The sequence below is a fragment of the Streptomyces sp. NPDC002018 genome (genome assembly GCF_042890865.1).
In the GTDB taxonomy this organism is placed as follows: Bacteria; Actinomycetota; Actinomycetes; order Streptomycetales; family Streptomycetaceae; genus Streptomyces.
Map to the genome: position 1 here is coordinate 117,122 of NZ_JBIASO010000018.1, position 25,431 is coordinate 142,552.

The window sequence follows — 25,431 nt, forward strand, 5'->3', positions numbered from 1 at the left end:
TCCCGTGAGGGAACCACCGCTGTGTCGCGCCTGTGTCTCAGGCGCGGGACAGGGTCCGGCCCAGGCCCAGGGCCACGGCCGAGGCGAGCACCCATCCGACGGCGACGAGCGCGTACGCCAACCACTGGGTGCCGGCCAGCGGTTGGTACGCGCGCTCCTGCCCGAGGTCGACCAGCGGCAGCAGCAGATCGAGCGTGTAGACGGCCGGCTGGAAGCGGGGTTCCCTGCCGGGATCCAGCGCGGCCGGCCGTACGGTGCCGAACACGGCCGTCCCCGTGGCCACGAGCAGCACCAGCCAGCACAGCGCCCGCCACGGCCGGTATCCGTAGCCCACGGCGAGATCGAGTACCGCGTCCCAGAGCCGGGCGGGCGGCGGCAACGGCCCGCGGCGTCCGCGCTGGGCCTCGTACAGCACCCGGCGCGCCTCGGCGGGCCGGCCGAGGCGGGCATAGCAGTCCGCGAGCTGCTCGTACGGTTGCGACAGCGGGCCCGAGGGGTCGCGCCGCAGCCAGCCCAGCCGGTCGCGCGCGGGCAGGACGGGCCTCAGCGCCTCGTAGACCAGACCGTCCAGGCCGAGCCGGCGCGGCCAGTGGCCGGGGTCGTCGACGAGCACGCCGATGCGCGCGTGCGAGAGGTCCAGGCTGTCCAGACGGCAGCCGCGCAGATCCATCGTGTCCCGGACATGCAGACCTATGGCGCTCGCCGGACCCTCGGAGACGGTCAGGCCGCGCGCGTCGACGTCCCCGGCGGAGAGCCGGTCCAGCCGGAGCGCGGGCCCGTGCCCGTTGCCCAGGGAGGCCCCCGACAGATTCAGGTTGGCACGCAACTCCGCACCGGTCAGGCGTACTTCGCCCCGGGCGGTGAAGGGCCCCGAGCACCAGAATCCGCCGCGGACCGTACTGCCGGACGCGCCCAGCGCCGTACCGGCGGGGTGGTGCAGCCGCGCCCCCGTGAGCTGCACGCTCCCGGCGATGTCCGCGTTGAAGAGCCGGAACCCGCCCTCCACGGTCAGCCGGCGGCCGAGCAGCCGGTCGCTGAGCACCGTACGGTCCATGATCAGCGCGTGGGCGCCGGGGTTGCGTACGACGGCGTCGTCGAACCGTGCCCGCCCGCCGATCCTGGCCCCGCTGAGCTGTACGGCGCCGGTGGCACGGAAGCCCCGGTCGCAGTCGAGCGCGCCCGCCACCGACAGCCCCTCGGCGGCCAGCGCGGTACCGTCCCGGCCCCGGCCGAGCACCGTGCCGGTCAGCAGCACATCGGTCTCGGCCCGCGCCCGCTCCAGCCGGACGCCGCCCGGTACGAGACAGTCCCGCAGCTCCAGCACCCCCTGCACACGCAGCCGGTCACCGTTGAACGCGGGCAGCCGGCAGCCGGTCAGCGACAGTCCGCGCGCGCTGACGTCCGCGAAGGACACGGGCCGCTCGAACTCGCAGTCCGCGAACGAGACGGTGGCCGCCTCCAGCACGGCGCCGGCCAGCGACAGCGACCCGGTCACGCGGGCGCCGCGCAGCCGCAGCGCGGCATACGGTCCGGCGGCCCCGCCGGGGTCGTGCCCGCCCTGGAGCAGCGCGGCGAGGACCTCCGCCCGTACGGTCCGCCCGGCGGAGGTGGAGGTGGCGGTGGTGGGAGCGACGGCAGTGGTGGGAGCGACTGCGGTGCTGGCAGCGACGGCGGTGGTGATGCCGGTGGCGCCGACGGTGGTGGTGGGAGCGACGGCGGTGGTGATGCCGGTGACGCCGACGGTGGCGCCGACGACGGTGGCCCCGGCCGGGCGCGGTTCCGGCGGGCGCAGATCGACGGCGGCCCCGCGCGGATAGGCCTCCCAAACCCTCAGCTCGGCGGCGCTGAGACCTCCGGGCGCCGGTATTGCCGTAAACGTCTGAACCATGGGTCCGCTCACCTATAGCCTCCGTCGGAGACGGGCAGGAACTACCCGACGGACCAGTGCAGCAACGGTCTGTCGCAGGTGTGTCTCATCGGGGCGGGGGCCTGGGATGACGAGCGGAACCATGACCGGCGGGGGAAACGGGCACGCGGGCACGCGGGCGGCCGGGGAACTGCTGCGCACCCTGCTCGTGCGGCGGGAGCGGTACCGCCTCCGGTGGGAGCGGCTCGGTCACCGGACACGGCGTGGCCCCGACGGCGAGGTGGAGGTGAGCCAGTCCGCCGTCGCGCGGGTGGTCGCGCTCCATCTCTGGGACACCGGCGAGCGGCCGGACACGGCGACCGATCTGCCGCGGGTGCTGAAGGACCGGGTGCACAGGGCGCTCGCGGGGGAGGTGATCAGCCCGGAGACCCTCGACTGGTTCATCGGCGCTTTCCGTATGACCGAGGAGGACGCGGACCGCCTGCGCGCGGCACGATTTCTGCCGATGGCTGTGCCAGGACCGGCGACGGTGCCGATGCCGATGCCGGTGCCGGGATCTGTGACGGGGACGGGTACGGAGCTGGTGCCTGTGCCGGGGCCTGTGACCGGGACGGTGACGGGGACGCAGCCTGTGCCTGTGACCGGGCTGGTGTCTGTGCCGGGGTCGGTGCCGGGGCCGGGGTCCGCGGCGGTCCCGGCGGTGGTGTCGACGGCCGTGTCGACGGCGGGGCCGGTGTCGGCGGCGGGGCCGGTGTCGGCGGGGGGAGCGTCCGTCTCGCACACGCTGCGCGGCCCCCAGTATCTGCCGCTGCGTCAGCGCCACCGTACGGTCTCGGTGTTCGAGTGCCACACGATCGGCCCGGACGGCGGTCGGCTGCGCCACCGTACGACGCGCGCGATCACGGCGTGCGAGGACGGCGTGGACGTCTTTCCGTACCGGCTGCCACCGGGAGGCCGCGAGGTGACGGTCCTGCGCGGCGCCCGGATCACCGCCCGTCATGAGTTCCCCGGCAGCACTCCCGTCGTGGAACTCACCCTGCCGAGCCCGCTCGCCGCGGGGCAGGTGGCCTCACTGGAGTACGAGGTGACCTTCTGGCCGGGACCGGCTCCCGCGCTCGAATACCGCAGGGTCGCGCACGCGCGCGCGGAGAACGTCGACATCGTCGTCCAGTTCGCCGTCCGGCACCCGCCCCGCCGGGTGTGGTGGACGCTGTGGGACGACCACACGGACGGCAGGCGCCTCGGCGAGACCCCCGTCCTTCTGGACGAGTCGTCGGACGGGGCGATGTCCGTCCACCGGTTCCTCCCGTATCTGGAGCACGCGGCGGCGGGTTTCCGCTGGAGCTGGTGAGCGCACGGGATCCGGCGCCGCCTGGCCGGGCCGCGTCCGACCCGTCCCAGGGGCCCAGGGGGAGGCGGTCCCGCGGCGGCCCCGGCTCCCGTGGCCGTCAGCGGCTTGCGATGCGGCCGTCAGGGGCCCGCGATGCGGTCGGCCGCGCGGGCGATGGGATGCGTGCGGGGTGTGGCGGCGGTGGCCTCCTTGGCGTCCGCCGTGCGATAGGCCGCGTACATGCCGTGGACGCCCAGCCAGCGGAAGGGTTCGGGCTCCCACTTACGGACCTTGTGGCCGACCCAGGGCAGGGTGGTCAGTTCGGTCGGGCCCGCCTGCCCCGAGTCCCGCAGGATCAGATCGCGCAGGGTGCGGGCGGCGAGATTGGTGGTGGCGACGCCCGAGCCGACATAGCCGCCGGCCCAGCCGAGACCGGTGGCGCGGTCGAGGGTGACGGTGGCGCACCAGTCACGGGGAACACCGAGGACACCCGACCAGGCGTGGTCGATACGGACGCCCTCGGTGGCGGGGAAGAAGCGGACGAGGAGGTCGCGCAGCGCCTCGACGGTGGCGGGCCGGGTGCGGCCGTCGTTGTCCGTCCGCGAGCCGTAGCGGTACGGGTGGCCACGGCCGCCGAGGGCGATGCGGTCGTCGGCGGTGCGCTGGGCGTACATATAGGCGTGCGCCATGTCGCCGAGGGTCTCGCGGCCGTCCCAGCCGATGGCGTCCCAGATCCCGGCGGGCAGGGGCTCGGTGGCGATCATGGAGGAGTTCATGGGGAGCCAGGTGCGCCGGGCGCCCTTGAGGCTCGCGGTGAAGCCCTCGGTGCAGCGCAGGACATAGGGCGCGCGGACGGTTCCGTGGGGCGTGACGGCGTGTTTGGGCCTGATCTCGGTGACGGGCGTCGATTCATGGAGGGTGACGCCGAGTGCCTCGACGGCCGCGGCGAGCCCCTTGACCAGTTTGACGGGGTGGAGCCGGGCGCCGTGCGGGGTCCAGGTGGAGCCGAGGGCTCCGGCGACGCGCACGCGCTCGGCGGTCTCGCGGGCGTCGTGGAGGGTGCGGTCGGTCTCGCCGAAGGCGGTCTCCGCGGTGTGGAAGGCCTGGAGGCGGGCGAGCTGGGCGGGGGTGCGGGCGACTTCGAGGACGCCGCCCCGGTGGATGTCGGCGTCGATGTGTTCGTCCGCCGCGACGCGTACGACTTCGGCGACGGTGTCGTTCATGGCGTGCTGGAGGCGTACGGCGGCCTCGTGGCCGTGGAGTCGCGCGTAACGGTCGCGGCCCGCGATGCCGTTGTAGAGCCAGCCGCCGTTGCGCCCGGAGGCGCCGTAACCGCAGAACGCGGCTTCCAGGACGGTGATGTCGAGGAACGGGGCGGCCTTCTTGAGGTAGTAGGCCGTCCACAGGCCGGTGTAGCCGCCGCCGACGATGCAGACGTCGGCGGTCGTGTCGCCGGGGAGCGGTTGCCGTGGGGCCGGGATGCCGTCCTGCGCGTACCAGAAGGAGATCCCACCGTTGACGGTCCCGGTCCCATGCCCGGTCCCGGTGCCGCCGCCGGTCCCGGTCCCTGTCCCGTGCCCGGTGCCGCCGCCTGTACCTGTGCCGCTGCCTCCGCCGCTGCCTCTGCCGGTGGGTCCGCCGGGGGGTCCGCCGTTGTTCGCACTGGTCATGAGGGTGTTCGTACACCGCTCCTCGTACGTTTGTCCAGGTATCGGCGGGGCCGGTCGGCACGGGTGAGGGGGTAGCAGGCGAGGCCGATGAGGACCGAGGCGAGATGGCCGAGGTCGGTGAAGGTACGGCCGATGATCAGGGGAACGCCGTAGAAGATGAGGACGGCGGCGAGATACGGCAGGTGCCAGGGCGCGGGCACACGGTAGGTGAGGACGCCCACGATTCCGGCGAGCGCGTAGCTGACGCCCACATCGAGGGTGTTGGCGGCGGACTGCGGTGCGTGGCCGTGGTGGATGGCCCAGCCGAGGACACCTTCGCTGATGAGGGTGGCGCCGACATGGGCGAGCGCGGCGACGGCGAGCCAGCGCGGGGTGCCGAGCCAGTGCTCGGCGGGGGCGTGGAAGACGGTGTAGAGCACGGCGCACGGGAGCCAGGTGCCGCCGTCGATCCAGAAGGCGCTGGCGACGAGGACGCGGACGGGGTCGGTGGACAGTTCGTGGATGTTGGTGGAGCGCTGGAGCAGGAACTCCCTCTCGAACTGGGGGGACATCTGATGGAGGGCGACGGTGGTGACGAAGAGGGCGGCCAGCCAGAGATAGGTGCCGGGGGCGCTCGTGATCCAGGTGCGGACCGGGTCGAGAATGCGGCGCATGGGGCGATTCACGCACGGCCTTACGATCGGGAGCGTGATCGACATTCCGGTGGAGCTGGTGGAAACACAGTCGAAGTTCCTGGGCGAGGCCGGCCGCGCGTTCATCGCGGCGCTGCCGGGCCGGGCGGCGGACTTTCTGGAGCGGTGGGAGCTGCGCCGTACCGGTCCCTCGATGTACGGAATGTGCGCGCTGGTGCTCCCGGTGGAGTGCCCGGACGGTACGGCGGCGGTGCTCAAGCTCCAGCACCTCGACGACGAGTCGGCCGGGGAGCCGGTGGCGCTGCGGGCCTGGGACGGCGACGGGGCGGTGCGGCTGCTGCGGTACGACGGTACGACGGGCACGCTGCTGCTGGAGCGGCTGCGGGCCCGGGATCTGACCGGCACGCCGACACGGGAGGCGGTCCGGATTCTGGCGGAGCTGCTGGCGCGGCTGACCTCGGCCGCGGCTCCTACGGGTTTGCGCGGGCTGGGCGATGTCGCGGCGCGGATGCTCGACGATGTGCCGGTACTGGAGAAGTCGCTGGTGGACGAGGGCGAGCGGCGGCTGCTGCGGGACTGCGCGGCGGCGGTGCGCGAGGTGGCGGGCGAGCCGGGGGACCGGCTGCTGCACTGGGATCTGCACTACGAGAACGTCATGGCCGCCGACCGGGAGCCGTGGCTGGCGATCGATCCGACGCCGCTGGCGGGCGATCCCGGGTTCGAGCTGATGCCCGCGCTGATCAACCGTTTCGACGCCGCGGAGACCCTGTGGCGCTTCGATCTGATGACGGAGACGCTCGGTCTGGACCGGGAGCGGGCGCGCGCCTGGACTCTGGGACGGGTGCTCCAGAACAGCCTGTGGCACATCAAGGACGGTGAGTGGGAACTTGATCCCGATCAGGTGTCCATCGCTCGGTCACTGCTGACACGGTGAGCGGGGAGGAGGCAGGCTGCGGTCATGATTCGTACTGCCACCGCCGCCGATGTCCCGGTGATCCACGCGATGATCCGGGAGCTGGCGGAGTATGAGAAGTGCCTGGACGAGGCGCGGGCGACCGAGGAGCAGCTCCACGAGGCGCTGTTCGGGGAGCGGCCCGCGGCGTTCGCCCATGTCGCGGAGTCGGACGACGGGGAGCCGGTGGGGTTCGCCCTCTGGTTCCTGAACTTCTCGACCTGGCGCGGGGTGCACGGCATCTATCTGGAGGACCTGTACGTACGCCCCGACCGGCGCGGCGGCGGCCACGGGAAGGCGCTGCTGACGGAACTGGCGCGGATCTGTGCGGAGCGCGGCTACGAGCGCCTGGAGTGGTCGGTCCTGGACTGGAACGAGCCGTCGATCGCGTTCTACCGGTCGCTGGGAGCCCGCCCCCAGGACGGCTGGACGGTCTTCCGCCTGACGGACGACGCACTGAAGGACCTGGCCACGGACCGCTAGGGCCTCTCGTGTGGATCGTGCTGGGCTCAGCCTGATCCACACGAAAGACCCCAGCCCGACCAAGCCCGCCGAGCGGCCCCGGCCGCGTGCCCCGCAGGAGACACACGGCCGGGCGGGTGCTGTCTCCGCCTATCCGACGGCGGGGACCGGATGCCCCGGCGAGTCGAGCCACGCACCGCGGATGCCACCGGGACTCACGGTCAGGCCGAACCGCTCGAACCCCGGCCGGTCCTGTTCGTTCCACCAGGCGTAGGCAGCCCTGACCTCGCCCCACAGGTCCCGCGGTCCGGACTGGTGGACCTCGAACTCCTCTGCCGCGGGCACGAAGTCAATCGATGCCCAGGAGGTCACCTTGGTGTCCCGGAGCCAGAGCGTGTAGCTCCCGTCGTCGTACCGCTCCGGGTAGGGGAACATCCCCTCTGTCTGGAGCCCGATGGCGAACATGGGGAGCCAGGGAGCCACGTGCTCCGGCGAGAGGGAGGTGACCGTACGGCGGCCGTCGGCCGGCCATGGCTTGCCGCCCAGGTATTCCTTGACGTGTGTTCGGTGGGCGCGTTGTTGTCGGAGCCGCATGAAGGCGGAGGAGCCGACGAAAGGACCTGTGGCGCTACCGTCCTCCCGGACGGTGAGCCGGACGACGGCCTCCCGCCGTACTCCGTGGCGTACGGGCAGACGATGATCCCACCGGGCCGGGTCTGCCGGATGATCTCCGCCGGGATCTCGCGGAGGGAGGCCGTGATCAACACCCGGTCGTACGGAGCGGACTCCGGCCGGCCCTGGGAGCCATCCCCGATGACGGCCACCGGGTGGTATCCGGCCCCGCGGAGTCGGAGAGCGTCCGCCACACCTTCCGGTAGACGCCGACACTGTCCGCGTCGTCCAGCCAGAGCTCCGCGTGCCAGTCCTCCGCGATCACCAACCGGTCGTCGTACAGCCAGAAGCCGTTGGCCGGGGGAATCTTGAGCGAGGCGCCGAACGGGACGATGCCCAGGGAGACGGTGTCCAGCCCCAGGGCGCCCGCCAGGCGGTCGAGCTGTGCGGCAAGCACGGGAGGGGGGCATACGAGAGCCCGGAGCGCTGCCTCCCACATCACGATGTGGAATCTGCGGCCCGGCTCGTACAGCATCTCCTGGCGCTTCACACGGGCTCGTACGGCGTCTTCGGTGTCGCGCACGGACTGATGGAGATCCGCGTAGCGCCTGAACACGTGGCGGGCGTAGTCGGCGGTCTGGAGTACTCCCACGACCGTGGAGCCCTGCCAGACATGAAAGGTCGTCGTGCGTTCGTACTCGGCTGTCAGCGTGTCCTGAATCGGCCTGTGGCCCGCTGAAAGCTGTCTGCGCCAGGCACGGGAGCGCGACTCCAGGCTCCGGAGCCGGGTGATCAGCTCCTCCGCCGCTTCTGGGCGACCGGTGCCGTTCGCCCACGCCAGCAGGTCGTCAGCCGTCGCGGTCTGGCGCCCGGTCTCCAGTTTGCTGATCTTGGACTGGGGCCAGCCGAGCCGGACCGCCAACTGGCGGCCCGTGAGCCGCCGGTCGGTGCGCAGTTCACGAAGCCGCGTACCGAGGGCGACCCTCGCCTGCTGGAAGTCGGTGCTCACCCGGCCGACGGCACCTCGTCCGCGAAGGTCTCGTACGGAACGGCGCGGTGCCACGCGGCGTCCCTGACCTGGCAGGCACGGGCGACCTCCACGGGGTCCGTGACCACTTCGACGCCGGTCATCCGATCGTCGTCATCGAAGTGCAGTCGGGCGATCACCCGGGAGTCGAAGATCCAGAAATCGTCGTCCGGGAGGCGCAGCCGCTCCGCTTCGGCGCGCCACAGGTTGCGGATGTCCTCGCCCACCGCGCTGTTGCGACGCGCGTTGTCGAGCAGGTAGCGCTGGCCGGGGGTGGGCGGGGCGTCGGTGATACGCACCGGCTCGAAGCGCTTTCCCAGGGCGGACTGTTCGCGCCGGGACACACACCAGGGGTCGTTCAGGTCCCAGCCGGCGTCCTCGCCCCGAGAGAACCGGCGGTACGTCTCGGTCTCCTCGTCGGACCGGTAGCGGCGACGGCTCTCCAGACGCCAGGCGGTGTGCTCGAAGGTCCGGAACATCCCCTCGAACTCCTTGAAGCCGATCAGCACGGGCGTCCTCTCCACGTCCCTGGGGGCGAAGTCCGCCAGCAGGACACGGGGCACGACCACGAACCCTTCTCCATTCTTGATGTTCCGAAGCTGCGCCACATCGTCGGGGTCGGTCACCGCGTCGCCCTGAACCAGGATCTCCCCGGTGTTCAGATCCTCGTACAGGGTCGGGCAACCGTCGTTGCCGGAATTGGTACCGATGAACCGGAGTCGCCGTGCCATTGCCGTTCCCCTCCCACCACCGGACAAGTCCCGATCAGGATGGAACGGTCAGAGCCTTCCTGTCCTGCTCGATTCGCGATGATTCTCGGGATCCGACGTAACCGGTCGCGGGCGCTTCGGCCGTGTCTCCGTGGGGGCCTCGGCCGCTGCCGGGTGGGGCCGAGGAGTGGCGGAGTGGCGAGTGTGTCAGGGGGGCGGGGGGTTGGCGGCCTCGGCCTCGCGGGTGCGGGGGGAGGCGCCGGTGACGACCAGGGCGGCGACGATCGCCGCGGCCACCAGGATGACCGCCGCCCAGGCGATGGCGACGGTGAAGCCGTGGACCGTGCCGGTGTTCACGAGATCCGTCCGCTCGGCCGGGGTGAGCCCGCCCTCCCGTTCGGCCGCGGCGAGACGGACGGCCAGATAGGCGCTCGTGGTGGTCGTCGCGATGGTGTTGAGCAGCGCCGTGCCGATGGAGCCGCCGACCTGCTGCGCGGTGTTGACGGTCGCCGAGGTGACACCGGCGTCCCTGGCCGCCACCCCCGAGGTGCCGGTGGAGATCGCGGGCATGAAGGTGAGACCGAGGCCGAGCCCCAGCAGCACGGTGCCGGGCAGGATGTGCGTCGGGTAGCTGGAGTGGATGTCGATGGAGGTCAGCGAGTAGAGGCCGCCGGCGCCGAGCAGCAGTCCGGGCACCAGCAGGAACCGCGGCGGTACGTACGGCAGCAGCCTGGCGGAGATCTGGGTGGAGCCGATGACGATCGAGGCGGTCATCGGCAGGAAGGCCAGCCCGGTCCTGAGGGGGGAGTAGCCGAGGATGTTCTGGAGGAAGTACGTCATGAACAGGAACGCCCCGAACAGCCCCACGGTCGTCAGGCACATGATGAGCATCGAGCCGCCGCGGTTGCGGTCGCGGACGATGTGCAGGGGCAGCAGCGGTCCTGTGGTGCGGCTCTGCCACCCCACGAAGGCGCACAGCAGCGCGACACCGCCGATGAGCAGCCCCAGGACGAGCGGTGCGGTCCAGCCCTCGGCCTCGGCCTCGCTGAGTCCGTAGACGAGGGCGACCAGACCGCCGCAGCCCAGGATGACGCCCGGGATGTCGAGACGGGCCCCGCGGCTCCCGGCCCGGTCGCTGAGGAGCGTGAACGCGCCGACGACGGCGGTCACGGCGATCGGGACATTGACGTACAGACACCACCGCCAGCTCAGATACTCGGTCAGGACGCCTCCGACGAGCAGACCGATGGCGGAGCCGGCCCCCGCGATCGCGCTGAAGACGCCGAAGGCCTTGGCGCGGTCGGGGCCGCTGGTGAAGGTGGTGGTGAGCAGGGAGAGCGCGGAGGGCGCGAGGAGAGCGGCGAAGGCACCCTGGAGCGCGCGGGCGAGGAAGAGCATCTCGGGGCCGCTGGACGCGCCGCCGATCGCGGAGGCCGCGGCGAATCCGATGAGGCCGACGACGAAGGTGCGTTTACGGCCGACGAGGTCCGCGATCCGGCCGCCCAGGAGCAGCAGCCCGCCGAACGCCAGGGTGTAGGCGGTGATCACCCACTGCCGGTTGCCGTTGGTGAGACCCAGGTCGCGCTGGGCCGACGGCAGGGCGATGTTCACGATGGTGGCGTCGAGTACGACCATGAGCTGGGCTGTCGCGATCACGGCCAGGGCCCACCAGCGGTGGGTGTCGGCCTCGGTGCCGGGTTCCGGACGGGGGCGCGGGCCGGCGGGCGAGCCGGGCCGGCTCCCCGAGTTCGCCGGGTCGCTGTTCGCCGGGTCGCTCATCCCAGGTCTTCCCTCACATGGATCTCTGCCGGTGGACCCCTCTGCCGGTGGACCCCTGCCGGCCCGGCCCGTGCCGGTCGTGGGCCTGGGGCAGGGTCGGAGCCGAAGTCGGGGTCGGGGGCCGGGCCGGTCTCTGTCCGTACCTCTCCCTCTCTCCTCTCCCGGTCTCTCGATCTCTCGATCTCCCTGATCTCTGTCCGGCCTCTGCACAGAAGACCATGAATCGGGTGTTTTCGCTTCTTGCGTCGTACTACGGCTCCAGTACGACCTTCCCCACGGTTCCGCGGGTCTCCAGCGCCCGGTGGGCCCCTGCCGCGTCGGCGAGCGGGAACCGCTGTACGGCGGGGCGCAGCCGGCCCGCCGCGGCCTCGGCGAGCGAGCGCTCCTCCAGCACCCGCACGTCGCCGCCCGCCTTCTGGAGCATCACCGGGCCGAGCACCGACTCGGAGGTGATCCCGCGCTCCGCCAGCTCCTCCTCGGTGAACGTCAGCGCGGACCCGTCGTGCAGCCCCGCGCCCGACCAGCCGAAGACGATGTGCTTGCCGCCCTTGGCGAGGAGGTCGACGGCGGCCAGGCCCGTCGCGCCGCCGACGGAGTCGAAGACGACGGTCGCGCCCCGGCCGCCGTGACGCTCGCGCAGATGGCCGCGGACCTCGGCGGACCAGTCGGGCAGGGTGTAGTCGACGGCGAGGTCGGCGCCGTTCGCGGCGACCAGGGCGACCTTGGCGGGGCCGCCCGCGAGCCCGACGACGGTGGCGCCGGCGTTCTTCGCGTACTGGACGAGCAGGGTGCCGATCCCGCCCGCCGCCGCCGGTACGAGGACGATGTCGCCGGGGCCGAGGTCTTCGGCGAACTGGAGGATGCCCATGGTCGTACGGCCCGTCCCGATCATGGCGACGGCCTCGGCCTCGTCGAGCCCGGCCGGGATCTCGTGGAGCCGGGCGGTGTCGGTGACGGCGAGTTCCGCGTAACCGCCCGGCACCATGCCCAGGTGCGCGACGACCCGCCGGCCGAGCCAGTCGGCGGCCACGCCCTCGCCGAGCGACTCGACCGTACCGGCCACCTCGCGGCCCGGGATGGTGGGCAGTTCCACGGCGGCCGCCCGCGGGCCCCGCATCCCCTGGCGCAGCGCGGTGTCGAGGAGATGGACCCCGGCCGCCGCCACGGCGATCCGGACCTGGCCGGGGCCGGGCACGGGGTCCTCGGTCCGCTCGTACGTGAGGTTCTCGGCGGGGCCGAAGGCATGGAGGCGGACGGCGTGCATGGCGGGCTCCCTCGCGTTCGTCCCGCGCGGTTCGTCCGGCGGGCACGGTGTGCGAACAAGCGTCCGTCCTCAAGCGTGCTTGAGGTCAAGGCCCGCCGGGCTCTCCCCGCCCGGCAGGTCCAGTTGCCGAAGGGCCAGTGAGGCCGCCCCGATCCCGCTGGTGAACGACACTTCCGAGAGCACGCCGGGCGCCGCGACCTCGTCACCCGCGAGATACACCCCGTCGCCCCGGTCGATACGGGGCCGGTCCCGCCAGGTGGTGCCCGGCGGGTCGACCGCGCCGGTGCGGCCGGTCGCGAGCGAGTCCCGCCGCCACAGCGTCCGTTCGCGCCAGCCGGGGAACCCCAGGTCGAGCAGGCGCTCGGCGCGGGCGATGCCGTCGGCCCCCGACTCGCCGGGGCCGACCGGGAAGTGCCCCTGGAGGAGCTGCTGCCCGGCCGGGGCCAGGGACGGGTCCTGCGCGGTGAACCGTTCGAGCCAGCCGGGGGCGTCCAGGTCCGACACGACGAACGCGTCGCCCCGGCTCGTACGGACCGCGAGATCGAGCAGCGCGGTACGGCCGCCGGTCCCGTGCAGCCGGTCGTCCCCGAGGAGCCTGCGGGCCGCGGCCAGGGAGGTCGCGACGATCACGGGGCCGTTCTCGGGGACGGTGTCGATCCGTGCCGCCGTCTCCGTCCGTACGCCCAGGCTCCCGGCGTACCCGGCCATACGGTCGATCAGCTCGCCCCAGCCACCGACGGGGTAGCGGGCCTCGGGCGGCAGCGCGGCGGCGCGCCGCAGACGCTCCTGGACGAAGGCGGCGGAGAGGGATCCGGGGTCGTGGTGGAAGAGGGCGACCGCGCTGTAGTGCGCGGCGGCGCGGGCGGCGGCGGCCCCTTCGCGCTCGGTGGCCCAGGTCAGGAAGTCGGTGTCCACCGGCGCGTGTTCGGCCTTGTGGCGGGCGAGACGGAGGAGGCCGAGGGGCGGGGTCCTGCGCAGGGCGCCGTCGCGGTGGAAGCGGAAGCGGACGCCCTCGCGCGCGGGCGGGCTCGCCATGGGGCCGAGCAGACCGCGTCGGCTCAGCCAGGCCCAGTGCGGACCGTGGTGGTAGAGGGCGTGCGGCCCTTCGTTGGTGAGATAAGGACCCTCGGCGGTGCGGGCCCGGCCGCCGAGGGTGCGGTGGGCCTCGTAGAGGGTGACGGCGGCGCCCGACTCGGCGGCGGTGACGGCGGCGGTGAGTCCGGCGAGGCCGCCGCCGACGACCGTGATGTGCTTCCTGGGATGCGTACGCATAGAGGTGGGTCCCCTTCATGGTCCGGCCTGGGCTGGTCCGTACGTGCCTGTCCGCGCGTGCCCGCCGTACGTGCTCGCTGCGGCCTGTGCTTGTCCGTGCTCGCTCCGGCCTGTTGCCGGCTCGCGCTCGCCGGCTCCGGCTCTCACCGGCTCCGGCTCTCACCGCTGTGACGGATACCGGACAGCTCGATGTGACATCGGCGTGTTGTCAGTGCCGTACGTCACCATGGGCACATGGCGAGGAAGACGACGAAGAGCGGTGCGGGCGGGGGCCCGACAAGGCAGATGGAGGCGAGGCGGGCGGAGGTGCGGCTGCCGCCGCTCAGTCCGTACGGCGGGGGGCTGGAGCCGGACGGGGATTACGACGGGCTGGAGTTCAAGGACCTCGTCCTGACGGGGCAGGACGGGCCGGGGTCCCGGTTCATCGACTGCGCGCTGCGGGAGTGCGTTCTCGACGAGACGTCCCTGGGGCGTGCGCGGTTCATCGATTCCGTGCTGAGCGGTGTCCGGGGGGTGGGCACGGATCTGGCGGGTGCGTCACTGCGCGATGTGGAGGTGGTGGACGCGCGGCTGGGCGGGGTGCAGCTCCATGGCGCCGTGCTGGAGCGGGTGCTGATCCGGGGCGGGAAGATCGACTACGCGAATCTGCGGAAGGCCCGGCTGAAGGATGTGGTCTTCGACGGCTGTGTCCTGTCCGAGCCGGACTTCGGGGACGCGGTGCTGGAGCGGGTGGAGTTCCGGGACTGTGTGCTCAAGCGGGTCGATCTGAGCGGTGCGCGGCTCAAGGACGTCGATCTGCGTACGGTCGCGGAGCTGGATATCGCGCGCGGTCTGGACCGGCTGGCGGGAGCGGTGATCAGCTCGGCGCAACTGCTGGATCTGGCACCGGCGTTCGCGGCGCAGATAGGCGTACGGGTGGAGGACTGACCCGAAGCCGGAGCCGGATCGGGTGCCGGAGCGGGAGCCGAAGCGGGGGCGGGCCGGGGCGGCGGGGCGGTGCCGGGCAGTCGGGTGGTGCGGACAGACCGGAGGCCCCGGCCTGGGGGGATGGGCCGGGGCCTTCGTGGTGCTCCGGGGGCACGCCTTCTCTGTGGGGGGAGGGAACGGTCACCCGTTCCCGGCGGTGCCCCGGCACTTCTCGTCTGCCCGACGTTCCGGGATGTACGCCTGGCAATCCGGAAAACGATGCGCGGGTGCTGTGCCGGGTCTGTGACCGTGACGTAACGGCAGGTGGGGGCGGCAAGGGGGCGGCCGGTGGGAGCGGCAGGAGACGGCAGACGGGGCCGCAGGGAGGGGCGGCAGGGAGGGGCGGCAGGGGGCGGCCGGTGGGAGGGGCCGGGTCAGACGCGGGGGAAGCGGGCCTGGAGGTCCCAGATGATCGGGTTGTCCGCCAGACCTTCGTGCATATCGGCGAGGTCCGCGATCAGATCGTGCAGAAAGTCGCGTGCCTCACGGCGGAGCAGCCGGTGGCTGAAGGTCAGCGGGGGCTCGTCACCGGGCATCCAGTCGGCCTCCACATCGACCCAGCCGAACCGCCGCTGGAAGAGCATGCGGTCCGCCGACTCGGTGAAGTCCAGCTCGGCGTACTGCGGCTTCGCCGCGCGGCTGCCGCGCGGATCGAGGTCGAGCCGCTCGACGATGTCGCACAGCGCCCAGGCGAAGTCGAGCACCGGCACCCATCCCCAGGCGGTGGACAGTTCCCGGTCCGCCTTGGTGTCCGCGAGATAGACGTCCCCGCAGAAGAGGTCGTGCCGCAGTGCCTGGACCTCCGCGAGCCGGTAGTCGGTCTGCGGCGGATCGGGAAAGCGGCGGGAGAGGGAGTAACCGATGTCGAGCACGGGGCCGATGGTGTCACGGCCGCCGCGGGCGGACGCGCGCGGTGGCCGGTCCCGCGTTCACCGACACCGCGTCCGCGGACACCGCGCCTGCCGCACCACCATCTGACGGCGCCCGGCGCGTCACCTTCCCGCACCGCGGAAACGTCACCGCTCGCACGTTCGAGTGAAGGGTCGCGGCTTCCTTTCGCGCCGCGCGGCTGCGCTGGCAGTGTCGCTTGCGCGAAGGAGGTCCGTCGTGGCACTGCCTGTTCCCGAATACGAGCCGGAATACGACCCGTATGAGTCCTGCGAGCCGTATGAGCCGTACGGAACGGATGACGGCGCACCCGAATATGAGCGTCTGCTCAGGCGGGTGAAGGGAAGGATCCCGGCCATGTCGGTCGAAGCGGCCTTCGACGTGTTCGATGCGGCTGCCCCGGAGGGGTGGCGCGTGGAATTGATCGAAGGGGAGATCCACGTGACACCTCTCGTCGATGGCGAGCACGAAGAGATTGTCTCGGAGCTGAACGGGCAGGTGGCCGTACGGCGTAAGGATCCGCGGTTGCGCGGTTACACCGGCCTCGGGTTGTTTGTCCCGGGCGCGTCGGTCAGCGGAAAGATCGTGCCTGACCTGGTGATCGCGCCGAAGGGCAGTTTCACCGACGAGTTCGAATACCACGACCCCGCCTCCATGCTCCTTGTCGCCGAAGTGACCTCGCGCTCGACCGGTGACAACGACCGGGTCAAGAAGATCCGGGGGTATGCCCGTGCCGGCATTCCCGTCTATCTCCTCATCGACCGGGAAGCCGGGCAGGCCGTGCTGTGCACACTGCCCGTCGGTGAGGCGTACTCGCGCAAGGTTTCGTACAAGATCTCCGAAACGGTTCCGCTTCCCGAACCGCTGGGGTTCGAGCTCGACACCAGCGAGTTCTGAGCGGGAGACCTACGATCATGGGGTGGACAAGCGTCTCGCCCTTCCCCTCACCCTTCTTGTTCTCACCGGGTGCACCGGTGACGGCGCTGTGCACGGGCGGCCGGGGGCCGCGGGCGTGCGGGATCCCTACTTTCCCCGGCTGGGCAATGGCGGCTATGACGTCCAGCACTACGGTCTGACCCTCGACTACGCCCCCACCACCGGACGGCTCGAAGGAACCGCCGAGATCACCGCGCGCGCCACCCAGGATCTCAGCGCCTTCAATCTCGATTTCGCGGGGATGAAGGTCGATTCCGTGACCGTCGACGACGAGCAGGCCGCACTCCACCGGGCCGGTACGGAACTCACGCTCCGGCCGCGTGACGACATCGGCCGGGGGGACACCTTCCGTACGGTCGTTCACTACTCCGGCGTACCGCTGCGCATCACGGATCCCGATGAATCCGAGGAAGGGTGGCTCAGATCGGGCGAGCGGGCGGTGGGGCTGGGGGAGCCGACCGGCTCGATGGCGTGGTTCCCGGGCAATCACCACCCGAGCGACAAGGCTTCGTACGACATCGAGATCACCGTGCCCGAGGGGGTGCGAGCCGTCTCCAACGGTGAGCTGAAGAGCGAGCGCACCACGGCCGGCCGTACCTCCTTCGTCTGGCACTGCGCCCAGCCGATGGCCAGCTATCTGACCACCGTCGCCATCGGTCCGTACAAGACGGAGAAGACGGAACGGACGGAGCGGATCGCGCGGAAGCAGGCGGCGGAGAGGAAAGCGGCGAAGAGGCAGGCGGCGGAGCGTAAAGCGGGGGAGAGAAAGGCCGGGGAGAGAAAAGCGGAGGAGAAGCAGGCGGAGGAGAAGAAGGCGGAGGAGAAGAAGGCGGAGGAGAAGAAGCCGGGACAGGCCGGGGAGAAGCAGGCGGGACAGGCCGGGGAGACGCCGGAAAAGGCGGGCAAGGCCCTGGCGCCGCTGCCCATCTACACCGCGGTCGACCCCGCCGTCGCCGCGGGCAGCGCGCGGCTCCTCGACGAACTGCCCGGGATCGTCACCTGGCAGGAGGAGATCTTCGGGCCGTATCCCTTCTCCTCCACCGGAGTGATCATCGGACGGAAGGGCGATGCCCAGTACGCCCTGGAGACCCAGAACCGGCCCTTCCTCCCCGGTCCCACCAGCGTCGCGACCCTGGTGCACGAGCTGGCCCACCAGTGGTTCGGCAACTCCGTGACCCCCAAGTCATGGCAGGACATGTGGCTCAACGAGGGGTTCGCGGAGTACACGGAGTGGCTCTGGGCGGAGCGCACCGAGCGGGTGCCGGTACGGCAGAGCTTCGAGGACGCGTACGAGACCGAGGAGAACTGGGCGTTCCCGCCCGCCGAGCCGTCCTCCGCGGCCCATATCTCCGACCCGCCGGTGTACGGGGGTGGCGCCATGGTCGTCCACCGGGTACGGGAGACCGTGGGCGACGCGGCCTTCTTCCGTATCGTGCGGGGCTGGCTGGAGACGCACCGTCATGGCAACGCGAGCACCCATGACTTCACGACCTATGTGGAGCGGCAGGCGGGCCGGGACCTCAGCGAGATCTGGGACACCTGGCTGTACGGCGACGAGAAGCCCCCGCTCGATTGACGGCCCCGGTCGACTGACGGCCCCGGTCGACTGGCGGGCCCGGCCGACTGGCGGCGCCACTCCCCGGAACGGCCGGCCCCTGCCCGATCGGTGCCGCCATGCGCGGGAGACGGGCCCCGAACGGCCGAACGCCCCCGCGAGAGGCTCGCGGGGGCGTTCGGTCGGATGCGTCCGCGTCGGACACGTGGGACGTGTCAAACGTGTCGGACGTGTCAGAGGTTGACGCCGAAGTCCGTGGCGATACCGACCAGGCCCGAGGCGTAGCCCTGGCCGACGGCGCGGAACTTCCACTCCGCGCCGTTGCGGTACAGCTCGCCGAAGACCATCGCGGTCTCGGTGGCGGCGTCCTCGCTCAGGTCGTAGCGGGCGATCTCGGCGCCGCCGGCCTGGTTGACGATGCGGATGTACGCGTTGCGCACCTGGCCGAAGTTCTGGCTGCGGGACTCGGCGTCGTAGATGGAGACCGGGAAGACGATCTTCTCGACGTCGGCCGGCAGACCCGCCAGGTTGACGTTGATCGCCTCGTCGTCGCCCTCGCCCGCGCCCGTGCGGTTGTCACCGGTGTGGACGATCGTCTGGTCCGGCGTCGACTTGTTGTTGAAGAAGACGAAGTGGCTGTCGGAGACAACCTTCCCGCCGCCGTTCACCGCGATGGCCGAAGCGTCGAGGTCGAAGTCGGTGCCGGTGGTGGTACGGACGTCCCAGCCGAGGCCGACCGTGACGGCGGTCAGGCCCGGTGCCTCCTTGGTGAGGGAGACGTTGCCGCCCTTGGACAGGCTTACAGCCATGGGGATGTCCCTTTCGTTGTCATGTGCGGACTTCGGGTCGTCCCGAAGTTACCGTCACCCGGCATAACGCAGGCAGAGGACCGGGAGGTTCCGTCCCTCTTTACTTTCTTTACCCGGGAGGGCGGCGGGCGCGGCCCGTCGCGGGCCGGACGGAGCGGGAGACGCGGGCGCGCCGGGGCGGAAAAAGAGGGTGACGCCAGGGGCGTGGACACGGGACCATGGGGGTATGTCCGGGCCTCCTTATGTCATCCGTGGTTCGGTCTCCCTGCCGGAGGCCGAACTGATGTGGCGTTTCTCGCGCTCGTCGGGGCCCGGCGGGCAGCATGTCAACACCAGCGACTCCCAGGTCGAGTTGCGCTTCGATCTCGCGAAGACGGAGGCGCTGCCGCAGGTCTGGAAGGACCGCGCCCTGGAACGGCTCGCGAACCGGCTGGTGGGTGGGGTGGTCTCCGTACGCGCCTCGGAGCACCGCTCGCAGTGGCGCAACCGCGAGACCGCGGCGGTACGGCTCGCGTCCCTGCTGGCCGAGGCGACGGCGCCGCCGCCACGGGCGCGCAGGAAGTCGAAGGTCCCACGCGGCATCAATGAGCGCAGGCTGCGGGAGAAGAAGCAGCGCGCGGAGACGAAACGGGGCCGCACGGGCCGCGACTGGTCGTGATCCCCCGGCGGACAGGCGGCCCTCAGTTCTGTCCGAGCAGTCGGTAGCGGCCCTTGAAGTACATCAGCGGGCCGCCCTCCGCGCTCGGCAGCTCGGCCGCCAGTACCCGGCCGATGACCAGCGTGTGGTCGCCCGCCTCCACCCGCTGTTCCGTGCGGCACTCCAGGGTCGCCAGTGAGCCGCCGATCAAGAGGGCGCCGCTCACCTCTCCGCGCCGGTACGGGATGTCCTCGAAGAGCAGCCGGTCGCTGATACGGCCCTTCATCGCGAACCGGCCCGCGATGTGCCGCTGGCTCTCCGTCAGCAGGGAGGCCGCCCACAGGGGCTGTTCGGCGAGCAGGTCGTCCATGCGGGAGCCGTTGCGGACGCTGACCAGGACCAGCGGCGGTTCCAGGGACACGGACATGAAGGCCGTCGCCGTCATCCCGGCGTCCTCGCCGCGCGGGCCCTCCGTCGCACTCAGGGGAGGTTCGTGCGCGGTCACCAGCACCACGCCCGCGGCCAGCCGCGACAGGGCGGCGCGGAACTCGTCGTTGCTCACCCCCTCAGCATGGGGGATGGCCTCGGCGCGGCGAACGGGGGCCGCCGGGCTCCCGGCCGCCCCGCCCACCCCGGCCGCGGCGGACTCGGCCGCGGCGGACTCGGACTCGGCCGGCTCGGATTCGGCCGCCCCGGAGGCAGTCGCCGCCGCGGCCGCGGCCGGCTCGGACGCGCTCGTCCGGAACTGGGTCGTCTGGAACTGGGTCGTCTGGAACTGGGACACGGCCGAACGCTAACCGCGCCGCCGCCCGCCCGCATCGGGCCTGCGGACCAGGACCGGTCCTAGGCCCTGGCCGACCGGACGGGGCCGGGGTCCTGGCAGTACCGATCGTCCGGAGGGCCCCCGGAAGCGCGGAGCACGTCGTAAGATCTTCGGAGGACGGCCTCCTGGGCCCCGACCCCCGACCGGCTCCCGGGCCTCACAAAGCGCCCGACCCCGGTCTTCCCTACCCGTCGGTGCCGTGACAGGTCACCCCGATCCGCTCACCCCGATTTGCGTTCAAGAAAGCCAGGGAGCGCTTTCAGCAGGCGCTCCTCCCATTCTTCAGATGATGTGACTTGAGTCACAGAGTGCAATATTTGCTGACCCTGTGTACCGGGCGCACAGCTCGCTGTGATTCAGTGGCGACGAGAAGGCAACACGAGAGCCGATGAGAACCCAGGAGTTGCTGTCGAGGTCTCGGGGAGAGCGAGCAATGGAGACCGAGTCGGAGCCGTATGTCCGTCTTGCGACCCTGCGGCAGTTGCACCAGGCCGTCGCCGAACTCAACACCGCCCGCAGCCTGGCGGACACCCTCCAGACCGTCGCGGACGGCGTCGTCAAAGGACTCGGTTACGAGCTGGCGTGCGTCAATGTCGTCCAGGCCGACGGTGATCTCGTCGTCGCCGCCTTCTCCGGAAGCGCCGCGGCCGAGGCACTGATCACCGGCCGGGTCGGCTCCCGCGGTTCCTGGGAGCGCCGGCTCGCGATGGGTGAGAGCTGGGGCGACCTGCGTTTCATACCGCACACCGAGGGCTGGGTGCTGCTGGAGGACGACGTCCCCCAGTGGTACACCGAGGGCCCCGATCCCCGCTTCGAGGACGAGTGGCACCCCCAGGACCGTCTCTACGCCCCGATGTACGGGTCGGGAGGCGGCAGGGAGCTGCTCGGTGTCATCTCGGTCGACCGGCCGCGCGGTGGCCGCCGTCCCGGGCCCTGGGGGCAGGAAGCCCTCCAGATGTACGCGTCGCAGGCCGCCATTGCGATCAGCAACGCCCGGCTGCGAGCAAACATGCAGCGCGCCCTCGTACGGCTCGAACGCGAGCAGCAGGCGCTCCGGGCCAGCGAGGAATCCTTCCGTCAGGCATTCGAGTACGCGCCCAGCGGTATGGCCATCGCCGAGATGGGCGGGGACCAGCACGGGCGGCTGCTGCGGACCAACGACGCCCTGTGCCGGCTGCTGGGCCGCCCGGCCTCCGCGATGCGCCGCCACTCCTTCGCCGATCTCGTCCACCCCGAGGACATCGGGACGCTGCTGCGCACCTCCGCCGAGGGCGGCCGGGCCGAGCTGCGGCTCACCCGCCGCGACGGCAGCTATGTCTGGGTCTCCCTGCGCAACTCCGTGGTGGCGGACACCGCGGACGGCCCCCGGTTCCTGCTCACCCATGTCGAGGACATCGAGGAGCGCAAGAGCCGCGAGCTCCAGCTCGCCCACCGGGCCTCGCACGACTCGCTCACCGGCCTGCCGAACAGCGCCGAGCTGCGCTCCCGGCTCAGCTCCCGGCTCTGTTCGCGCCCCCACGCCCTGCGCGAGACCGCGGTCGAGGCCCTGGACGCGGCGTACGGCGGGTACGAGGGCACGGTCCTGTACGAGCCCGGGTACGACGCGTACGACGGCTATGACGGTTACGACGGGTACGAGGAGCAGGCCGGACGCGGCGGCCGAGCGCACGGCGTCCCCGGCCCGGCCGGCGCCTTCGACCACCATGTGCACATGGCCGCGCCCACCGGCGACGGCGAGAGCGACGACGGGACGAAGGGCCTCGCGGTCCTCTTCTGCGACCTCGACGGTTTCAAGTCCATCAACGACCGCTTCGGCCACAACACCGGTGACGCGGTACTGATCGAGGTCGCGCACCGGCTGACCACCGGGGTGCGGGACGGCGATACGGTGGCCCGGCTCGGGGGTGACGAATTCGTCGTCCTCGCGGACGGCCTGGGCTCGGCGGACGCCGCGGACCTCGCCGTACGGCTGCGGAACGCGATCATTCCGCCGATCAGGGTCGACGGACGCGCGGTCAGGGTCGGTGCGAGCTTCGGCATCAGCTGGGCGGCGTGCGGGATGTCCGTGGAGGAAGTCCTGCAATCCGCCGACCAGCGGATGTATGTCGAGAAGCGCTCCCGCAAGACGGTCCACCGGCGGGCCGGATAGCCCCGTGCGCGGTCGGGGACGAGCCGGATCCCGGAGTCCGTCCGGTGTCCGGGAGCCGTCGGGCGCACAACCGGGACAGGGCTGGGACACGGCTGCGACGCGTTGTTCACCCAGGGGTCGCACAGTGGCAGTCCACGGTCAAGAGCCGTCCATAGGCTTGCTCATTCGAGGTAGGCTCGGCCGGTCGGCGACGCTGGCGAGATGGTAAGGAGTGACTCAGGGATGACGGCCGGGAACAACGGCGCGAGCACGCCCGAAGACGACGATCCGTTCGGCTATCTGTACGAGGACGGACAGGCGCAGGGCGGCAATCAGCGGCGCCAGGGCGGCTACGGCTACCCTGGTCCCGCCGCGCAGCCGGGCGTGCCCAGGACGTCGTACAACCAGGTCAGAACGGTCGGCGAGCGCCAGTACGGACAGCCACAGGTCCCGCCGCAGCAGGCCTACGGTCAGCAGCAGGCCTATGGCCAGCAGCCGCAGTACGGCCAGCAGGCCGGGTACGGCCAGGCGCCCTACGGCCAGCAGCCGAACGCCCCGCACACGGCCCCCGACACCCACTCCGGCGGCCCGGCCACCCGTCAGGTGCCCGCCCAGCACGGCGGCGGACGCGGCGGCCCCAACACCCGGGGACTGCTGATCGGCGCGATCGCGGTGGTCGTGGTGGTCGTGATCGCCATCACAGTCGCCCTGCTCTCCAGCGGCGACGACGAGGGCGACGAGGCGGCCCCGTCGGGCGGCGCGTCGGCCCCCGCCTCCGAGCAGCCCGCCGACCGGCCGAGCGACGGCGCGTCCGAGAAGCCCGCCGAGGGCATCCAGCTCCCCAAGCAGGACGCGGCCACCCTCAAGCTCGGGCCGCCGGCCGCCCTGGCCACGGACATCAAGGGAGCCGAGGGCACGAACGGCTCGTACGTGACGGGCTTCAACGCCGTCGGCGCCTCCGTGACCTGGACCGCCGACATCGAGAAGGCCGGTTCGTACGCGCTCTCGGTGCGCTACGCCATCCCGGCCAAGGACGCGAACGCGACCCTGACCGTCAACGGCAAGGCGAACTCCAATCCGATCGGTCTGAAGAACTTCATCAATTCCAGTGATCCCAACTGGGAGAAGAACTGGCAGACCACCTGGGCGCCGGTCGAGCTCCAGTCGGGTCAGAACACCATCAAGATCTCCTGCGAGCAGGGCAACCAGTGCGACGCCATCCTCGACTGGCTGGAAGTCACGCCGCCGAAGAACTGATCACCCGCAGGAACCCCGCCACCGTCCCGGCCATCGCCTCGCGAGCCGGGACGAGGTATTTCCGGGGGTCCATGGTCGACGGACGGGCCGCGAGATACTCCCGTACGGCGCCGGTGAAGGCCGTGTTGAGGGCCGTACCGACATTGATCTTGACCATGCCGGCCGCGATCGCCCGGCGGATCTCCTCGTCGGGCACGCCCGAGGAGCCGTGCAGGACGAGCGGTACGGGGACGGCCGCGCGCAGGGCCCCGATCAGGGCGTGGTCGAGCACCGCCGTGCGCCGGGTCATCGCGTGGGAGGAGCCGACCGCGACCGCCAGCGCGTCGACACCGGTCTCCGCGACATAGACCACCGCCTCGGCCGGGTCCGTACGGACACCCGGCGCGTGCGCGCCGAGCGGCGGTTCACCGTCCTTGCCGCCCACCGCGCCCAGCTCGGCCTCGACCCAGATCCCGTCGGCGTGGCCCCGGCGCACGGCGTCGGCCGTGGCCTTGAGGTTCTCCGCGTACGGCCGCCTCGACGCGTCGAACATCACCGAACTGAAGCCCGCTCCGGGCGCCTGCCGCAGCAGGTCCTCCGACTCGACATGGTCGAGGTGGAGCGCGAGCGGTACGCGGGAGGCGCGGGCGACGGCCGCCGCGGCGGCGGCGACGGGTCCCGGCCGTCCGCCGTGGAACCTCACCGCGTTCTCCGACAACTGGAGGATGGCGGGGGCGCCGGCCCGCTCGGCGCCCTCGGCGATCGCCTCCGCGTGTTCCAGGGTGATCACATTGAAGGCGGCGATCCCGTGGCCCCGGGCCGCGGCGGCCGTGACGAGTTCGCCGGTGCTGACGAGTGGCATGTGCTCCCCGGTTCCCCGGGCCGTCCGTCCGGCCCGATGTGCTTGCTGCGCGGGCGGCCTGCTACGCGGGCGGTCGCTCCGTCACCGTGACGCGCGGCAGGAGTTCCTCGTACGCCCCGGTGTCGAACTCGCCCGCCGCCGGGGCCAGCACCGTCGCCGTGGCGAGGGCCACCGCGCGGCTCAGCCGGGCCGGCCACGGGAGCCGCTCGACCAGCCCGGAGAGCAGTCCGGCCACGGCGGAGTCGCCCGCGCCCGTGGGGTTGCCCCTCACCGGTACGGGCGGCGCCGCCCGCCAGACGCCGTCCGGGGTGGCCGCGAGGATGCCGTCGGGGCCGAGCGAGGCGACGACCGCGTGGGCTCCACGGCGTCTGGCGTCCTGGGCGGCGTCCAGCGGTTCGCGGGAGCCGGTGAGCCCGGCGAGTTCGGCGGCGTTCGGCTTGACCAGGTCGGGGCGGGCGGCGACGCCCCGGCGCAGCGGCTCGCCGCTGGTGTCCAGCAGCACGGGCACGCCCGCGCTCCGGGCCCGGCGGATCAGCTCGGCGTAGGCGCCGACATGGATGCCCGGCGGCAGGCTGCCGCAGAGGGCGACGGCCCCGGCCCCGGTGAGCAGCCGCTCGTACATCCGGAGGAAGGTGTTCCACTCGGCGGGCGAGACGGTCGGTCCCGGCTCGTTGAACTGGGTGGTGTCACCGCTCGTCCCGTCCACGACGGCGATCGTGCGGCGGGTGGATCCGGCGATCGGTACGAGCGCGTCCACGGGGCGGGTCGCGCCGTGGCCGGGTCCGGCGCCGTAGCGGCGTTCCGCGCCGGGGCCCGGCCGGTGTCCGTACCGCCCGCCGGGCCGGTGGGCCGGGCCGCCGCCGGGCCTGCCGGCCCCGCTCTCCCCGCCGCCCGGGGCGCCCGGCGCGGCGCCGGGGCCGTGTCCCGGGCGCGCACGCGGTCCCTCGGCGGGGCCGTGCCGGGGCACGGGGCCCGTACCGCCCGTACCGCTCCTCGGCGCGCCGCGTCCCGGAC

Annotated in this window: 23 protein-coding genes and 1 pseudogene; 9 read left to right on the forward strand and 15 right to left on the reverse strand. The window is 72.0% G+C overall.

Translation table 11 applies throughout. From position 1 onward, the window contains the following. Nucleotides 1-37 precede the first annotated feature (37 nt). Entirely contained in the window at nt 38-1,888 is a 1,851-nt protein-coding gene (locus tag ACFYYH_RS26330; protein ID WP_388555701.1) for a hypothetical protein, read from the reverse strand. Between the two features lie 106 nt (nt 1,889-1,994). Here ACFYYH_RS26330 and ACFYYH_RS26335 point away from each other — a divergent pair, with 106 nt between their 5' ends. Beyond that, complete coding sequence (locus ACFYYH_RS26335) at nt 1,995-3,218, forward strand: hypothetical protein (protein WP_388555703.1); 1,224 nt, start codon at nt 1,995-1,997, stop codon at nt 3,216-3,218. A gap of 119 nt (nt 3,219-3,337) precedes the next feature. On the opposite strand, the gene ACFYYH_RS26340 is transcribed toward ACFYYH_RS26335, so the two are convergent. Beyond that, on the reverse strand, nt 3,338-4,867 hold the full coding sequence (locus tag ACFYYH_RS26340) for an NAD(P)/FAD-dependent oxidoreductase (protein ID WP_388555706.1): 1,530 nt from the start codon (nt 4,865-4,867) through the stop codon (nt 3,338-3,340). Beyond that, complete coding sequence (locus ACFYYH_RS26345) at nt 4,864-5,520, reverse strand: rhomboid-like protein (protein ID WP_388555709.1); 657 nt, start codon at nt 5,518-5,520, stop codon at nt 4,864-4,866. The genes ACFYYH_RS26340 and ACFYYH_RS26345 overlap by 4 nt, the downstream gene beginning before the upstream one ends. On the opposite strand from ACFYYH_RS26345, the gene ACFYYH_RS26350 reads away from it, so the two are divergent. Together ACFYYH_RS26350 and ACFYYH_RS26355 are read left to right on the forward strand one after the other, a co-directional pair. Next, nucleotides 5,519-6,433, forward strand: coding sequence for an aminoglycoside phosphotransferase family protein (locus tag ACFYYH_RS26350; protein ID WP_388555712.1), 915 nt, complete (start codon nt 5,519-5,521; stop codon nt 6,431-6,433). The genes ACFYYH_RS26345 and ACFYYH_RS26350 overlap by 2 nt on opposite strands. Before the next feature lie 24 nt (nt 6,434-6,457). Then, the gene (locus ACFYYH_RS26355) at nt 6,458-6,934 is read left to right on the forward strand and encodes a GNAT family N-acetyltransferase (protein ID WP_388555715.1); all 477 of its coding nucleotides are present in this window, start codon (nt 6,458-6,460) and stop codon (nt 6,932-6,934) included. Between the two features lie 129 nt (nt 6,935-7,063). Here ACFYYH_RS26355 and ACFYYH_RS26360 read toward each other — a convergent pair whose 3' ends face one another. From ACFYYH_RS26360 to ACFYYH_RS26390, 7 genes are all read right to left on the reverse strand, one after another. After that, nucleotides 7,064-7,258 carry a hypothetical protein gene (locus ACFYYH_RS26360; protein WP_388555718.1) on the reverse strand — a complete coding sequence of 65 codons (195 nt, stop codon included), beginning with the start codon at nt 7,256-7,258 and terminating at the stop codon, nt 7,064-7,066. Nucleotides 7,259-7,281: 23 nt separating this feature from the next. Next, the gene (locus tag ACFYYH_RS26365) at nt 7,282-7,779 is read right to left on the reverse strand and encodes a protein-L-isoaspartate O-methyltransferase (RefSeq protein ID WP_388555721.1); all 498 of its coding nucleotides are present in this window, start codon (nt 7,777-7,779) and stop codon (nt 7,282-7,284) included. Then, nucleotides 7,674-8,534 (reverse strand): helix-turn-helix domain-containing protein, encoded by an 861-nt coding sequence (locus ACFYYH_RS26370; RefSeq protein ID WP_388555724.1) that lies wholly within the window; start codon nt 8,532-8,534, stop codon nt 7,674-7,676. The genes ACFYYH_RS26365 and ACFYYH_RS26370 overlap by 106 nt, the downstream gene beginning before the upstream one ends. Beyond that, nucleotides 8,531-9,283 carry a DUF6879 family protein gene (locus ACFYYH_RS26375; protein ID WP_388555726.1) on the reverse strand — a complete coding sequence of 251 codons (753 nt, stop codon included), beginning with the start codon at nt 9,281-9,283 and terminating at the stop codon, nt 8,531-8,533. Before ACFYYH_RS26375 ends, ACFYYH_RS26370 begins: the two co-directional genes overlap by 4 nt. Nucleotides 9,284-9,469: 186 nt before the next feature. Further along, nucleotides 9,470-11,041 (reverse strand): MFS transporter, encoded by a 1,572-nt coding sequence (locus ACFYYH_RS26380; RefSeq protein ID WP_388555729.1) that lies wholly within the window; start codon nt 11,039-11,041, stop codon nt 9,470-9,472. Between the two features lie 250 nt (nt 11,042-11,291). Continuing rightward, nucleotides 11,292-12,305 carry a zinc-binding dehydrogenase gene (locus tag ACFYYH_RS26385; protein WP_388555732.1) on the reverse strand — a complete coding sequence of 338 codons (1,014 nt, stop codon included), beginning with the start codon at nt 12,303-12,305 and terminating at the stop codon, nt 11,292-11,294. Between the two features lie 69 nt (nt 12,306-12,374). Further along, nucleotides 12,375-13,577 (reverse strand): NAD(P)-binding protein, encoded by a 1,203-nt coding sequence (locus ACFYYH_RS26390; RefSeq protein WP_388555735.1) that lies wholly within the window; start codon nt 13,575-13,577, stop codon nt 12,375-12,377. A gap of 234 nt (nt 13,578-13,811) precedes the next feature. Between ACFYYH_RS26390 and ACFYYH_RS26395 the strand changes: the two genes are divergently transcribed. Continuing rightward, complete coding sequence (locus ACFYYH_RS26395; protein WP_388555738.1) at nt 13,812-14,504, forward strand: pentapeptide repeat-containing protein; 693 nt, start codon at nt 13,812-13,814, stop codon at nt 14,502-14,504. A gap of 413 nt (nt 14,505-14,917) precedes the next feature. On the opposite strand, the gene ACFYYH_RS26400 is transcribed toward ACFYYH_RS26395, so the two are convergent. Continuing rightward, nucleotides 14,918-15,415, reverse strand: a complete 498-nt coding sequence (locus ACFYYH_RS26400; RefSeq protein WP_388555741.1) for a hypothetical protein — start codon at nt 15,413-15,415, stop codon at nt 14,918-14,920. A 235-nt stretch (nt 15,416-15,650) separates the two neighbouring features. Here ACFYYH_RS26400 and ACFYYH_RS26405 point away from each other — a divergent pair, with 235 nt between their 5' ends. After that, nucleotides 15,651-16,328, forward strand: a complete 678-nt coding sequence (locus ACFYYH_RS26405; RefSeq protein WP_388555744.1) for a Uma2 family endonuclease — start codon at nt 15,651-15,653, stop codon at nt 16,326-16,328. Nucleotides 16,329-16,350: 22 nt separating this feature from the next. After that, nucleotides 16,351-17,943: a M1 family metallopeptidase gene (locus ACFYYH_RS26410; RefSeq protein WP_388555747.1), complete on the forward strand. Its 1,593-nt coding sequence runs from the start codon at nt 16,351-16,353 to the stop codon at nt 17,941-17,943. Nucleotides 17,944-18,155: 212 nt separating this feature from the next. Here the strand turns inward: ACFYYH_RS26410 and ACFYYH_RS26415 are convergent, their stop codons facing one another. Then, on the reverse strand, nt 18,156-18,731 hold the full coding sequence (locus ACFYYH_RS26415) for a TerD family protein (RefSeq protein ID WP_388555750.1): 576 nt from the start codon (nt 18,729-18,731) through the stop codon (nt 18,156-18,158). A 226-nt stretch (nt 18,732-18,957) separates the two neighbouring features. Between ACFYYH_RS26415 and arfB the strand changes: the two genes are divergently transcribed. After that, nucleotides 18,958-19,389 carry an alternative ribosome rescue aminoacyl-tRNA hydrolase ArfB gene (gene arfB, locus ACFYYH_RS26420; RefSeq protein WP_388555753.1) on the forward strand — a complete coding sequence of 144 codons (432 nt, stop codon included), beginning with the start codon at nt 18,958-18,960 and terminating at the stop codon, nt 19,387-19,389. Nucleotides 19,390-19,411: 22 nt separating this feature from the next. Here arfB and ACFYYH_RS26425 read toward each other — a convergent pair whose 3' ends face one another. After that, entirely contained in the window at nt 19,412-19,999 is a 588-nt protein-coding gene (locus ACFYYH_RS26425) for a flavin reductase family protein (protein ID WP_388555852.1), read from the reverse strand. Nucleotides 20,000-20,624: 625 nt separating this feature from the next. On the opposite strand from ACFYYH_RS26425, the gene cdgB reads away from it, so the two are divergent. Beyond that, nucleotides 20,625-22,340, forward strand: coding sequence for a diguanylate cyclase CdgB (gene cdgB / locus ACFYYH_RS26430; RefSeq protein ID WP_388555756.1), 1,716 nt, complete (start codon nt 20,625-20,627; stop codon nt 22,338-22,340). A 222-nt stretch (nt 22,341-22,562) separates the two neighbouring features. Then, nucleotides 22,563-23,576 carry a CBM35 domain-containing protein gene (locus tag ACFYYH_RS26435; protein WP_388555759.1) on the forward strand — a complete coding sequence of 338 codons (1,014 nt, stop codon included), beginning with the start codon at nt 22,563-22,565 and terminating at the stop codon, nt 23,574-23,576. Here ACFYYH_RS26435 and ACFYYH_RS26440 read toward each other — a convergent pair. Together ACFYYH_RS26440 and ACFYYH_RS26445 are read right to left on the reverse strand one after the other, a co-directional pair. Next, nucleotides 23,557-24,417, reverse strand: a complete 861-nt coding sequence (locus ACFYYH_RS26440; protein WP_388555761.1) for a ketose-bisphosphate aldolase — start codon at nt 24,415-24,417, stop codon at nt 23,557-23,559. The two genes, ACFYYH_RS26435 and ACFYYH_RS26440, sit on opposite strands and share 20 nt — an antisense overlap. A 61-nt stretch (nt 24,418-24,478) precedes the next feature. Then, nucleotides 24,479-25,177 (reverse strand): annotated as a pseudogene (locus tag ACFYYH_RS26445) (1-phosphofructokinase family hexose kinase); the annotation flags it as partial. Nucleotides 25,178-25,431 lie beyond the last annotated feature (254 nt).